Source organism: Qipengyuania sp. SM2512 (genome assembly GCF_054954005.1).
In genome coordinates, this window is record NZ_CM143134.1 from 2,988,280 (window position 1) to 3,001,560 (window position 13,281).

11 protein-coding genes are annotated in these 13,281 nt (G+C 68.3%); all 11 read right to left on the reverse strand.

Going from position 1 to position 13,281, the window contains the following annotated elements:
- Window positions 1-2: 2 nt before the first annotated feature.
- Window positions 3-1,019, reverse strand: a complete 1,017-nt coding sequence (gene xrtA, locus ACQ5J0_RS14695; RefSeq protein WP_462568323.1) for an exosortase A — start codon at window positions 1,017-1,019, stop codon at window positions 3-5.
- Window positions 1,009-2,235 (reverse strand): TIGR03087 family PEP-CTERM/XrtA system glycosyltransferase, encoded by a 1,227-nt coding sequence (locus tag ACQ5J0_RS14700; RefSeq protein ID WP_462568324.1) that lies wholly within the window; start codon window positions 2,233-2,235, stop codon window positions 1,009-1,011. The genes xrtA and ACQ5J0_RS14700 overlap by 11 nt, the downstream gene beginning before the upstream one ends.
- Window positions 2,235-3,299 carry a FemAB family XrtA/PEP-CTERM system-associated protein gene (locus ACQ5J0_RS14705; RefSeq protein ID WP_462568325.1) on the reverse strand — a complete coding sequence of 355 codons (1,065 nt, stop codon included), beginning with the start codon at window positions 3,297-3,299 and terminating at the stop codon, window positions 2,235-2,237. Before ACQ5J0_RS14705 ends, ACQ5J0_RS14700 begins: the two co-directional genes overlap by 1 nt.
- On the reverse strand, window positions 3,296-4,153 hold the full coding sequence (locus tag ACQ5J0_RS14710) for an XrtA system polysaccharide deacetylase (RefSeq protein WP_462570134.1): 858 nt from the start codon (window positions 4,151-4,153) through the stop codon (window positions 3,296-3,298). Before ACQ5J0_RS14710 ends, ACQ5J0_RS14705 begins: the two co-directional genes overlap by 4 nt.
- Window positions 4,154-4,203: 50 nt before the next feature.
- Entirely contained in the window at window positions 4,204-5,400 is a 1,197-nt protein-coding gene (locus tag ACQ5J0_RS14715) for an XrtA/PEP-CTERM system-associated ATPase (RefSeq protein WP_462568326.1), read from the reverse strand.
- 15 nt (window positions 5,401-5,415) lie between these two features.
- On the reverse strand, window positions 5,416-7,089 hold the full coding sequence (locus ACQ5J0_RS14720) for a TonB-dependent receptor (RefSeq protein WP_462568327.1): 1,674 nt from the start codon (window positions 7,087-7,089) through the stop codon (window positions 5,416-5,418).
- Window positions 7,086-8,150 carry a P-loop NTPase family protein gene (locus ACQ5J0_RS14725; RefSeq protein ID WP_462568328.1) on the reverse strand — a complete coding sequence of 355 codons (1,065 nt, stop codon included), beginning with the start codon at window positions 8,148-8,150 and terminating at the stop codon, window positions 7,086-7,088. Before ACQ5J0_RS14725 ends, ACQ5J0_RS14720 begins: the two co-directional genes overlap by 4 nt.
- Before the next feature lie 13 nt (window positions 8,151-8,163).
- A complete protein-coding gene (locus ACQ5J0_RS14730; RefSeq protein WP_462568329.1) occupies window positions 8,164-9,687 on the reverse strand; it encodes an XrtA system polysaccharide chain length determinant in 1,524 nt (507 codons plus the stop codon).
- A 13-nt stretch (window positions 9,688-9,700) separates the two neighbouring features.
- Window positions 9,701-10,345, reverse strand: coding sequence for an XrtA/PEP-CTERM system exopolysaccharide export protein (locus ACQ5J0_RS14735; protein ID WP_462568330.1), 645 nt, complete (start codon window positions 10,343-10,345; stop codon window positions 9,701-9,703).
- Between the two features lie 172 nt (window positions 10,346-10,517).
- The gene (locus ACQ5J0_RS14740) at window positions 10,518-11,756 is read right to left on the reverse strand and encodes a pyridoxal-dependent decarboxylase, exosortase A system-associated (RefSeq protein ID WP_462568331.1); all 1,239 of its coding nucleotides are present in this window, start codon (window positions 11,754-11,756) and stop codon (window positions 10,518-10,520) included.
- Window positions 11,753-13,276 (reverse strand): acyl-CoA ligase (AMP-forming), exosortase A system-associated, encoded by a 1,524-nt coding sequence (locus tag ACQ5J0_RS14745; RefSeq protein ID WP_462568332.1) that lies wholly within the window; start codon window positions 13,274-13,276, stop codon window positions 11,753-11,755. The genes ACQ5J0_RS14740 and ACQ5J0_RS14745 overlap by 4 nt, the downstream gene beginning before the upstream one ends.
- Window positions 13,277-13,281: the final 5 nt, after the last annotated feature.

The following is a 13,281-nucleotide window of genomic DNA, read 5'->3' on the forward strand; positions in this document are numbered from 1 at the left end:
TCCTAGCCCGTAGGCAGCGCGAAGGCGAGCGCCGCCGCACCCGCCGCCAGCGCGAGAGTGGCGAGCAGCAGGACGCGGGTCCCGCCCGAGCGGCGCTCCAGCGCGGCGAGCAGCACGCTGCCGCGCAGTTCCTCGAGCGACCAGCCCGCCTCCTCGGGCTCGCGCTCGAACCAGCGCCAGGCGACGCCCAGGATCAGCGCGACCACCAGAGCGAAGAAGATCCAGCCGTAGACGATGTGATCGAACCCGCCCGCCGCCTCGGCCCCGATGAATTGCGCGATGTAGATCGTCGCCCAGGCGCGGATGCCGTTGGCAAGGATCGGCACCACCACGCAGGCGGCCATGAACAGCGCGCGGCGGCGCCAGCTGGCAAAGCTGGTGAAGCAGGTCAGCACCCCCAGCGCCACCATCGCGATCAGGAAATGCACCCCGGCGCAGGCCTCGGCGACGATGAACAGCCCGGCGGGGGTGTGGATGTAGATCCCGTCGATCCACGCTGCCACGCCGACCATATGGGTCAGCGCGATCGCCATTTCGGCGGTGAGATATTGCAGCGGGGGCACGATCTCGTCGCCGAAGGGGACGAGGAAGGCGGCAAAGCCCAGCGGCAACGCGAGCAGCGCGCCGACCCGCGGCCCGAGCAGCGCGAGCGTGGCGGCGGGGAGCATCGCCACCGCGCCGGCGTGCGCCAGCAGGTTGAGACCGGTGGAGCGACCGGCGAGCCACAACCCGAGCGCCGCCGCCACCACGGCCAGCCCCGGCCACCAGCCGCGCGGCGTGACCTGAGCGGCGTCCTCGCGGCGGATCCACACCAGCCAGGCGATGATCGGCGGGACCAGCAGGATGTGCGAATAGCTGTCACTGTTCCACCAGATGTGCAGCATCTCGCCCCATTCGCGTGAGGCCAGCGCCACCAGAGCGAGCGAGGCGAGCGAGAGCCGGACCAGCGCGGCACGCCATTCGGAATGGCGGGTCGCAGCGATCGGCGTATCGGTCAGGGTTGCGCTGTCAGGCGGCATGGCGCGCACCGCCCCGCCCGCGCCCGAGGATATTCGCCAGCTCCGCCTCGAAAGCTTCCCACGACATCTTCGTCATGACGAAGGCGCGGGCGGCGTGGCCCATCGAGGCGGCGCGGTCCGGATCGGCGGCGAATGCGGCGGCGGCGGCGGCGAACGCCGCGTCGTCGCGGCAAATCACGAAATGCTCGCCGTCGACCGCGGCGATACCGGTGGCGGCCTCGGGGCTGAGCAGCACCGCGCGCGCCATCGCCATCGCCTCGAGCACCTTGTTCTGCACCCCGCGCGCCAGCGTCAGCGGCGCGACCACAGCCGTTGCCCCGGCGAGGAAGGGCCGGACATCGGGGACCTCGCCCCAAACGCGGACGCCAGACAAGTCGCCCAGCCGGGTCACCTCGGCGGTCGGCGCGCGGCCGACGATGTGGAACTGCGCCTCCACGGTCTCGCGCAGGCGCGGCAAGATCGCGCGGGCGAACCGCTCCACCGCCGCGATATTGGGCGGATAGTCCATCTGCCCGGTAAAGACGAAATGCGGCCCCGGAGTTGCTGCCAACTCGGGGTGCGCTTGGGTTGTTGTCGGGTCGAAGAACGCAGCGTCGATACCATTGCCCAACGCGCGGATATCGCAGTCCGCTCCGGCCGGCAGCCGGCTGCGGAACAGCGCCCGCTCATTGTCGGAGATCAGCAGCGTGCAATCCGCACGCCGCGCGATCCGCGCCTCCTCAAGCGCCAGCAGCCGCGCCTCGCGCGCCATCAGCCAGGATTTGGGAAAACCTGCTTCGGCCGCATAGGTCTCGAACTTGGCGCTATCGACGTCGCACAGATCGACCACCACGCGCCCGGTGAAGCCCTCTGGTATGTACTGCCCCATCTGGCCCGAGAAGATCACCACGGTGTCGATGTCGCGGCCAGCCAGCGTCTGCGCCACCCAGCGCGACAGGCGGCGGTCGGCGAAGGCCGGCAGGCTCACCGGTCTGCCGCTCACGAGCGCCCGCAATCCCGCCTTCGGCAGCGACATGTCGCGATCGACCAGCAGGTGGCTCGCGGCCAGTTGGGCCAGCGCCGGATCCTGCGCGCGATCCTGCGCATTCTCGGCGAAGGTGCCGACATGCACCGGCGCGAGCTTCGCGAGCCCCTTGAGCAGGTGATGCGAGCGGATCTTGTCGCCACGGTCGGGCGGGAACGGCACGCGGTGGCACAGGAACAGGATCTCGCCCATCAGCCCAGCCCGCGGGCGACGAAGGGGCCGATGGCGTTGGCGAGCGGCAGCGGCAGCCGCTTCCACAGCTCGATCCCGCGCGAATAGCCCTCGTCGGTCGGATCGATATTGCGCGCCGCCACACCAGGAGCAGTCCAGCTCGAATAGGTCAGCGGTTCGGGCTCGAACCCCCAGTTCTTCTTGAAGAAATAGGGTCCGCTGTTCGTTTTGGAGCGCCCGAAGTCGAACCGCGTGCAGCCGCGGGTGCGGGCGTGGCGCATCAGCTCGTAATACATCACCTCATTGGCGCGTAAATCGCGGGCGATAAACCGCCCGCCGCCCCAATAGGGCATCACTGCGCCCGCGTGGTAGAGCGACAGCACGCTCGCAACCGGCTCGCCTTGGCGCCGCACGGTCAGGATATCCGCATCCGCGCCGAAACCGTCGAGCACCGCATCGAACAGCGCGCGCGGAAACACCGGCGTGCCGAGATTGCGCACGCTCTCGGAATAGACCGCATAATGCGCCGCGCGATCATCGGGCCCGCCGCCGATCGCGATGTCGAGATCGTTGCGCAGGCCCTTGCGCACCTCGGCGCGCGCCTTGCGCGGGATGGCGAGCAGTTCGGCCTCGTCGTCCGCGGCGAGATCGCGGCTGAAATTGCAATGCGCGGTGGCGGTCGCGGCCCAGTCATGCGGCGCCTGTCCGCCGCGCAGTTCGATCGTTCCCGCGCCGCGCCGCAGGGCGAGTTCCTCCGCCGCACGGCACAGCGCCTCGCTATCACCTTCGGAAACCGCCAGCGGGCCGCCGCCGACCGCGAAGCCGCTCGATACCAGCGCGCGTCCGAAGAAGGGCGAGTGGATATCGCTGAGCGGGAGCCAGCCGGCCAAATCGCCGCCGCGGGTCGCGACGAGGCCCAGCGCCTGCTGGCCGGTGCCGCGTTCGATCGCCGCCAGCCACGCGGGCCGGTGAAACGCCGTTCCGCCCTGCTCCGCCACGAAACCCTCGAGCCGCGCGACCTCGCCGGGATCGCGCAAATCGGCAAGCGTCACGCAGATGGATGTGTGCTTGAGCGGCGCATTCACGGTGCGAACTCGACGCAGCGCTGCGCCTCAATCCGGGCGAGTTCGTCCATCCGGCCCCAGTGGAAATCCCCCGCCAGCCGGCGCAGCTTGTCGGCCATGCCCGCAAGGTTGGTGTAATGCCGCAGCTTCGAGCGCAGCGGCGCATCAGCCACGCGCGGCTGGCCGGGATCGACCTCCCAAGGGTGGAAATAGAACACCGCCGGGCGGCGGTCGTCGCAATTGACCCGGGCAATCGCCCAGCGCGAGAAGGCATAGGGCAGCACGCGGAAGAACCCGCCGCCGCCAGCCGCCAGCCGCCGCTCGCCCACCTGCGCGGTCGTCACGGGGATCTCGACCAGCGGACTGTCCGCCAGCGGGCGGAAGGCGAAGCGCGGCGCCTCGCGCCAGCCATAGTGGTCGTGGCGGATCGGCGCGACGCTCGAGGAATAGGCGTAGCCGTGCTCGGCCAGCACCTCATGCGCCCAGGGCGTGCGCTGGTCGATCGAGAAGCTTGGCGCGCGGTAGCCGGTGATCGCCGCTCCGCCCGCGTCCTCGAGAATGGCGCGCGATCTTTTCAGATCGGCGGCGAATTGCCCCGGATCGAAGGTGAAGACCCGCGTGTGGTCGTAGCCGTGGCTGGCGAGCTCGTGGCCGCGCTCGACGATGGTGCGAATCGCTTGCGGCTCGCGTTCGGCCACCCAGCCCAGCGTGAAGAAGGTCGCCTTGACCCCGACTTCGTCGAACAGGTCGAGCACGCGGCGCACATTGTCGCCCACGCGCAGCGCGATCCCGTCCCAGTCGGAGCGCGCGATCGTGTTCTCGAAGGCGCCGACCTGGAACCAGTCCTCGACATCGACGGAAAGCCCGTTGAGGATGCCTGCCGCAGTGATCGAGCGCTGTTCCAAACGGGTCCCCCTTTCGCGCCTCAGGCGGCTTCGCGCCGTCCGTTGGCCTCGAGGAATTCGATCAGTTGTGCAAGCACATGGCGCAGCGATTGCTCCTGTTCGTCGAGCCGCGCTTCGATCCGTCCCAGCCGCTCGTCGATCGCGTCGGAACCCTGTTCGGGTCCACCGACAAAGCTGGCGCGGGTTTCGCCGATTTCGCGGCGAAGCTGGTCGAGCTCGCGGTCGCGATCGGCAAAGGCGCGTTCGATCGCAACGATCTGCGCCTCGGCGAGGCCTTCGCTCCGGGATTGTTCGGGAGCCTTGCGCTCGGCTTCGGCGCGCCGCGCCTGGGCCACCGCCTGCGCGGCCGGGAGCTTGGGATCGGGCGCGACGCTGTCGGCGACCGCCTCGTCCTCGGCGGCGCTGTCGCCTTCCATCTCCTCGATCACCGACTGGAGCATGTCGGGTTCGATCACCGCCTGCTCCTCGACAGCGCCGAGCAGCAGCAGCCGGGTCATGACCTGGTTGATCTTCCGCGGAATGCCGCCGGTGGCGCGGTGGAGCTTGGTGAAAATGCCGCGGTCGAGCTCGGGATTGCTGCCGTCCCAGCCGACATGGTCGAGCCTATGGCGGACATAGGGTTCGATCTCGCCCGGCTGCATCGGTTCGAGGTGATGCGCCGCGATCACCCGCTGGCGCAATTGCTCGAGCTCGGGCGAGCCCGCGAGCAGCCGCTTGAATTCGGGCTGCCCGAGCAGCAGCGTCTGCAGCAGCGGATGCGAACCGAGCTGGAAGTTCGACAGCATCCGCAGCTCTTCGAGCGCGCCGATCGAGAGGTTTTGCGATTCGTCGACGATCAGCAGGCAGCGCTTGCCGTTGCGCGCTTCCTCGTGGAGAAAATGCTCGATCGCGGCGAGCGCCGCGGCCTTGTCGCGGCCCTCGACATCGAGCCCGAAGCTGCGCGCGGCGACGTGGATCATTTCCTCGCCGTCGAGCGCGCTGGTGACCACCTCGCCCACGCTCATCCGGTCGGCGTCGAGCTTTTCCTTGAGATGCGCAACCAGCGTCGACTTGCCCGAGCCGACCTCGCCGGTGATGACGACGAAGCCCTCGCCCTGGTTCAGCCCGTAGCCGAGATAGGACAATGCCTTCTTGTGGGTGATGCTCTCGAAGAAATAGGCCGGGTCCGGGGTGAGCTGGAAGGGGCGCTCCGAGAAGCCGTAATATTGTTCGTACATGGTCGGATCTTCCTATCAGAAGCCGTAGCGCAGGCCCACCAGGGCCGATGCGCTCTTGAGGTCCTCGGCAGACACTTCGCTGTCGAGATAGTTCACCGCCACCGCGACCCGCCCCGTGAGGTTGCGGGTAAAGTTGCGGTTGTAGGCGGCCGAACTGCCGAGCGCGAGCGCATCGCCCACCCCGACGAAGCCGCTGTCGATATGGCTGGCGTAGGTGGCGATGGTATAGCCCGCGTCGCGACCCAGCGGGCCGGTGACGGTGCCGGCGATGTAGAGGCTTTCGTCCGAGACGCCGTCGGAGGCTTCGAGCACGGTGCCCGGCGCGCCGAGATAGGTGCGCCGGTCGTAGCCTGCCGAAATCCCGGCGGTGGTGCGCCCGACCTGACGCGAATAATAGGCCGAGACCCCGCGCGAGCGGAACACCGAGGAGCGGACCGAGCCGAGCAGCCCGTCGAGGCAGCTCGCGCCGCTGACCGAATTGACGCAGCCGACGATCGCGCCGCTGATCGGGTCGCGGACGACCTCGAAATCGGTCGGCAGCGCGGCGAGCGTGTTGTTGAGACGTCCGCCGAAGCCAGTGATCGTGTCGTAGACATTGACCCCGAGGCTGGAGGTGCGGCTCGGCTGCCAGCTGAAATTGCCGTAATAGGTGTCGCTGTCGTAGCGGCGGCCATAGACCGCCTGGAGCGAAGTGCGCTGGCTCGGGCGCCACAGCACGCCGACGTCCCAGATCAGGCCGCTGGCTTCGAAGGCGATCCGGCGCGGACCGGCCTCGTCGGTGACCAGCCGGCCGTCGGGGCCGACGACCGGGTTGCCCCCGGCATCGCGCAAGGCATCGCGGCTCGACACCTCGACATCCTCGTAGCCGACGCCTGCCACGACCGCGAGCGACGGGGTGATCGGCACGGTGACATCGCCGCGGAGATAGGAATCGACGACGCGCTGGTCGAGATTGTCGACGTCCTCGCGCAAATAGCCGCCGCCCACGCCGATCCCGACCGGGAGATACTCGCCCGGCTGGGTGCCGGCGCGCAGCTGCGCACTGTGGGTTACGCTTTCGTCGAAGACATCGGCAGGAGTTCCGCCCGCCGCGACGAAGTCGGGCGCATCGACGCGGGTGTAGCCCAGCCGGTAATTGCCGGTCACATCGACGCGGTCGATCTCGGTCGAAAGGTTGGGCCCGATATAGGCCGAATAGGTCTGGGTCGAATTGTCGAGATTGTTCTGCCCGGCGAAGACGTTCGAGCCGCCGCTGGTGACGGTGGTGCGGCTGGCGAGCGCGCCGGCCTCGAGCGTGAGCACCTGCGGGACCAGGGTGGTGTAGCCGCGCGCGATCCCGCTGATGGTGTCGCTGTCGCTGGCATCGCCATAGCCGAAATTGTGTTCATAGCGCAGCGACACCGAGGCGCCGTTGTTGCGCCCGATGTAGGAGGCATCGACCCCGGCGGCGAGCTGGGTGTAGGTCAGCACGTCGTCAAAGGGCGAGAGCTGCGCCGTGAGGATCTGCGAGGCCTCGATGTAAGGTTCGACCGAGAGCCGCCGTCCGGAAGGCCCCGCCCGGCCCTCGGTCTCCTCCGACGATCCGGTCTGGTCTTGCGACCCGCGGCCCTGATAGCTTTGCGCCATCAGCGGCAGCGGCGCGATCAGCGCGCAGCCCGCCGCGAGGCTGACGATCAAGCGGGTCTTCATGATGCCGATTCCCGATAGCCGTAATATTTGCCGAACTTGCGCCCGCTCGGGCTGAAGGTCGCATCGTTGAGCAAGAGGCGGATGTCGGGGCAGCCCGAGAGCAGGTCGATCGCATCCTCCAGCGCCGCGCGCGCGGTGGTGTCGGCGCGCGCAACCAGCAGCGCCTGGCCGCAATGCTTGGCGAGCTCGGCTGCGGGCGAGGCCGCCAGCGCGGGCGGGCTGTCGAAGATCACGATCCGGTCGTGCGCGCCGCGGGTAAGGCGGTTGAGCACTTCCCAGGTCCGCTCGCTGGCGAGATATTCGGCATCCGAGCCGCTGCGCTGGCCCGCGGGCAGGATCCACAGCCCGGGGATATCGGTGCCCAGAACCAGATCCTCGACCTTGATGCTGGGATCGCGCAGCGCGTCCATCAGCCCGGGTGCTGGATCGAGCCCGAAGGTCTTCATGATCGAGGGCTTGCCGAAATCGGCATCGACCAGCAGCACTTCGGACTGGCGTTCGCCCGCCAGCGCGATCGCGAGATTGGTGGCGCAGAAGGTCTTGCCCTCGCCGGGATGCGGCGAGCAGATCAGGACGCGGCGCGATTTGGCGGTGCCGTCGGCCTCGGCACTCGCCAGCACCTGGCGTTTGACGATGCGGAATTCCTCGACCAGTCCGCTCGAACCCAGATCGGGGTCGATCATCCCCTGCTCGCGCAGATGCTTGCGCGAGATCGGTTGCGGCTTACCGGTGAACTCGACCTTGCGGCCGCCGACTTCGCGCTGGCGCGCCGGCCGGGTCTCCGCCTCGATCACGACCGGCGGCTGCGAACCGGCAGCGGCTCTGTCCAGGCCCTGCTCGGGCTCGGAAAATTCGGCGGGCGCATCCGCGCGCTTGGCCGGCTTGGGCATGCGCACCGCCCTGCCCTGCGGCAGCTTGGCCGGAACCTTGGCCGGCGCCAGGCTGTCGAAGCCGAAGGCCCCGCTGGCGCGCTCGAACAGCGAGCGCTTGCCGGGAGCCTGCGCAGTGTCCGCCTCATCCTTCCCGTCGCCGGGGGGCACGATCTTGATCGGCTTGTTCACGCTCACAATCCCTTCACGCCACCGTACCGACCTGGATGAACTCGACCGCGAGCAGCAGGATGCAAACCCCGCCTAGCGCGCCGGCACCGGCGGCGAATTGCTTGAAGCGCTTGCGCGCATGCTCCTCGCGCGCCTTGGTCATCGAGCGCGAAATCGTGCCCACCACCGGCAGGTCGAGCGCGCGTTCGAGCCGGTCGGCGGTCGAGAAGGCGGATTTGAGCTGGCCGAGCACGAAAGCCACGCCGGCACCGGCCGCGAGACCGACGATCAGCACCCCGATCAACAGGATCGGCCGGTTGGGCGCCGCGGGCTTGCGCGGGATCGTCGGCGGATCGACCACCTCGAACTGGAAGGCGCTGCGTTCGGTCTGGACCTGGCCGCGCAGGCGCATTTCCTCGCGGTCCCTGAGCAGCTCGTCGTATTTGGTCTTGAGCACCTCGTAGTCGCGCGAGATGCGGTTGGCTTCGGCAGCGACCTCGGGCTCCTGCGCCTGAGAGGCGATCATACCGGAGATATCCGCCTGCAACGCCGCCTTGCGGGCGCTCAGCGCCTGGACATTGGCCTGCCGTTCGGCGCGGATCGAGATCAGCGAGGTGTAAGCCGGGTTGGGTTGGCCATAGGCGCCATCGCCCTCGTTGGCCGCCTGGCGTTCGAGCAGTCCGATCTGGCGCTGGGTCGACTGGATATCGGGATGGCTGTCGGTCAGCCCGCGCGAGCGCATCGCCGCAAGCTGCGACTGCGCCTGGATCAGCGCGCCGCGCGCTCCGCCACCGCCGGCACCGGGCATCTGGATGCTGCGCGGGGTGCCCGCGATCTGGCCGTTGATCGCCGCCAGCGCGCTTTGCGCCGCAGCGATATCGCCATCGACGCCGCGCATTTCGGTGCGCAGGGTCTGCAGCCGGGTCGAAACCGTCCCGGTTCCGCCGATCAGTTCGGGATATTGCGCCTCGAATGCGAGGCGACGCTGTTCGGCGGCCTCGAGTTCCTGCTTGCGCTCTTCGAGCTGGCGATCGAGGAACACCAGCGTATCGGCGACCTCGCCGCGATTACCCGAGATGTTCTCCTCGCGGAAGATGTCGAGCAGTTTCTGGACCACGTCCTGCGAGAGCTTGGCGTTCTCCGCATCGCTCAGGTCGCCCTTCCCGATGGTCGCGCTGACTTCGAACAGATTGTCCTGCTCGCCCTTGACGGTGACGTTCTCGGTCAGGCTGGTGACCGCGCCCTGGAGATCGGAATCGGTGGTGATATCCTCGCCCAGCTTCGTGGCGCGAACGACCTTTTCGAGATTGACCCCGCTCGCCAGGGTCTGGCGGACGCGAACCAGCTCCTTCGCGCCGTCGCCGGAAATCTCGAGCTGTTGCGAGAGGACGTCGTCGACCTGCACATAGATGCGTGCGCGGCTTTCGTAGCTGTTGGGGATCAGCGCCACCACCAACCAGCCGAGTACGCAGACCCCCCAGGCCACGCCCAGCGCGACCCAGCGCCGGTTCCAGACCTGATAGAGCGCCGCGCGCAGTTCCTCGAAGACCTCGTTCATAGCGGGTGCGCTCTCAGAAAGCCGACTCGGGGATGATGATCACGTCCCCGGCGCGCAGCATGACATTCGCCTCGCTGTCGCCGCGGCGGAGCAGGTCGGTCAAGCGCAGCGCATATTCGCGCTGGCGCCCGGCCTGCTTGTCGAAGCGGATCAGCTTGGCGCGGTTGCCGGCGGCGAAATCATTGAGCCCGCCGACCGCGATCATGGCGTCGAGCACGGTCATGTTGGCGCGATAGGGGATCGAGGCGGGCTTTTCGGTGGCGCCGACGATGCGGACCTGCTGGCTGAAGGTGCCGGCGAATTCGTTGACGATCACCGAGACCAGCGGATCCTCGATATATTGCGAGAGCTGGAGGCGGATATCCTCCTCCAGCATCGAAGGGGTCTTGCCGACCGCCGGCATGTCCTTGACCAGCGGGATGGTGATACGGCCGTCGGGGCGCACCTGGATCTTCTCGGCGCCCAGTTCCGGATTGCGCCAGACGTGGATGGTCAGATTGTCGAGCGGACCGATGACATATTGCTCGCCCGGGCCTTCCTGCAGCGCGACGAAGGTCGCGGGCGGCAGCTCGGTGCCGCCGGACCCGGCGCAACCTGAAAGCGCCAGCGCTGCGACCGCACAGCTCGCGATGGAAGTGGAAACGCGAAATTTGCGCATGAAAAATGTTCCTCGGCCGCTTTCAAGGAGCTGGAGAGCCGCCATCGGCAAACTCACCTCCCCCTATTTCAGCCAACCTAATGCAGAAAAAAGGTGAACAGACCGTTAGCTTTGACGGGCAACCCACGGCGCTCCGCCGATTCGCTGCGCACTGTTGCAATTCGGGACAGTGTCAGACGAGCAGTTCCACGGCCGGCCCCTGGCCGAGGAAGGCGCTCGGAGAAGCGCTCGCGCCATAGGCTCCGGCGCAGAACACCGCAACGAGATCCCCGACCTCGGCGCGCGGCAGTTCTGCGCGTTCGGCCAGCCGGTCGAGCGGGGTGCACAGGCAGCCCACCACGCTGGCGATCTCTTCGGGCGGAGCGTCGAAGCGCGCGGCGATCGCGACCGGGTAATTGCGCCTGACGACGGTGCCGAAATTGCCCGAGGCGGCGAGCTGGTGGTGCAGGCCGCCGTCGGTGACCAGATAGGTCTCGCCATGGCTGACCTTGCGATCGACGATCCGGGTCAGATAGATCCCCGCCTCGCCGACGAGATAGCGCCCGAGTTCGATATAGAGTTCGGCGTTTGCGAGGCTGTCGGGCAGAGCGGCGAAGCGCTCGCTGAGAGCCTCGCCCACACGCGCGATATCGAGCGGGCGGTCGCCGTGGAAATAGGGAATCCCGAACCCGCCGCCCATGTTGAGCTTGGGCATGGCGATCCCGGCTTCGCGCGCGATCCGGTCGGCGAGGTCGAGGACATTGCCCTGCGCCTCGACCAGCGCCTCGGCGCCGAGCGCCTGGCTGCCGGTGAAGATATGCAGGCCGCGCCAGTCGGCCCCGGCTGCGATCACCAGCCGCGCGAGCGCGGGGACGCGCTCGGCATCGACCCCGAAGGGCTTGGCGCCGCCGCCCATCTTCATGCCAGAGCCCTTGAGCTCGAAGTCGGGATTGACCCGGATCGCGAGCCGCGGGGTGATCCCGAGCTTGTCGGCGATCGCCAGCGCCCGTGCCGCCTCGCCCTCGCTTTCGAGGTTGAGCGTCACCCCGGCCGCGATTGCCGCCTCGAGCTCGTCGTCGCGCTTGCCGGGCCCGGCGAAGCTGACCCGCGCGGTGTCGATCCCGGCCTGCTGGACCAGCGCCAGCTCGCCGCCCGAGGCGATGTCGAGCCCGTCGACCAGACCCGCCATCAGCTTCAGCACGGGTTCGAAACTGTTGGCCTTGATCGCGTAATTGATCCGCAGCCGCTCGGGCATCACGGCGCGCAGATCGGCCATCCGCTGTTCCAGCAGGTCGCGCGAATAGAGGAACAGGGGGGTACGGCCCGCCTGCTCCGCCCAGTCGTCGGCGCTGCGGCCGCCGATCAGCAATGCACCATCGCGCGTCTCGTAGCCCGCGGGGATCGGGCCGGTTGGTTTGGGCTTGGCGCTCATGCGCCCAGCTCCCGCGCCAGCGCCGCGCGGTCGAGCTTGCCGTTGGGATTGGTCGGCAGGGTCTCGCGCCAATGGATCGCCTGGGGTTGCATGAAGTTGGGAAGTTCCTTCGCCAAAGCCTTGGAAAACCTTTCTTTATTGGGCTCGGCCAGAGCCGCGGGGCGGACGATCAGATGGACCGCCTGTCCGAGCCGCTCGTCGGGCACGCCCAGCGCAACCGCCTCGGCCACCAGCCCCGTCGCCAGCGCCGCATCCTCGACCTCCTGCGGGCTGATACGGTTGCCCGCGCTCTTGATCATCGCATCGCGCCGCCCGACGAAATAGAGCAGGCCGTCCCCGTCGCGCCGGACCCGGTCGCCCGACCACACCGCCATGCCGCCATATTCGCTCGCCGCCGGCGCCGGCCTGAACCGCTCGTCGGTGCGCTCTGCGTCCTGCCAATAGCCCTGCGCCACCAGCGGTCCGCAATGGACCAGCTCGCCCTCCTCGCCCGGCGCAGCGACATTGCCTTTGTCGTTGACGACGAGAATCTCGGCAAAGGGGACTGCGGTCCCCATCGAAGTCGGGTGCGCATCGACCAGCTGGGGGTCGAGATAGGTCGAGCGGAAGGCCTCGGTCAGCCCGTACATCGGGTACAACCGCGCGGCGGGAAACTTTGCGCGCAGGTCGCGGACGAGATCCATAGTCAGCGCACCGCCGCTGTTGGTCAGCCGCCGCATCGTCCGCGTGGCCTCGTCGCTCCATTCGGTCTCGGTGAGTTGGAGCCAGAGCGGCGGCACCGCCGCCAGCGTCGTGACGCCGTGGCGGGCGCAGGCCTTCGCGACGTCGCGCGGGAAGAGATAGTCGAGCGGGACCACCGACCCGCCGGCGTACCAGGTCGAAAGCAGCTGGCTCTGGCCGTAGTCGAAGGACAGCGGCAGCACCGAGAGCGTCACATCGTCCGGCGCCAGCCCGAGATAATGCGCCACGCTGGCCGCGCCGAGCCACATATTGGCATGGCTTAGCATCACCCCCTTGGGCAGGCCGGTCGAACCGCTGGTGTAGAGGATCGCAGCGAGCTCCTGCGGATCGCGGGTCGAGGCGGGCAGCGGCGCGGCGAGCGCCTCGGCGCTTGCCAAGGCTTCGCTTTCCTCGAAAAACTCGCAGACTTCGGGAATATCGCCTTCTTCCAACGACTTCAGCCGCGAAGCTGTCGCGACCAGCAGCACCGCGTCGCTGTCAGAAAGGATATGCGCCGCCTGGCTGTGCTTGAGCAGCGGGTTGATCGGGACATGCACCAGCCCCGCGCGCGCGGCGGCGAGCGGGAGGAGGCAGGTCAGTTCGCCCTTGGCGGCCCAGCTCGCCACCCTCTCGCCCGGCGCGGCGCGGCTCGCCAGCCAGCCCGCGAGCAGCGCGACACGCTCTCTTAACCCTGCATAGCTAAGCGTATGGCCGCGCAGGACCAGCGCCGGGGCGCCGGATTCACCGCGTTCGACAAGACTATCCAGTGGCCGGGGCACGGGGTCTGGCGCTAGGGACATGGATG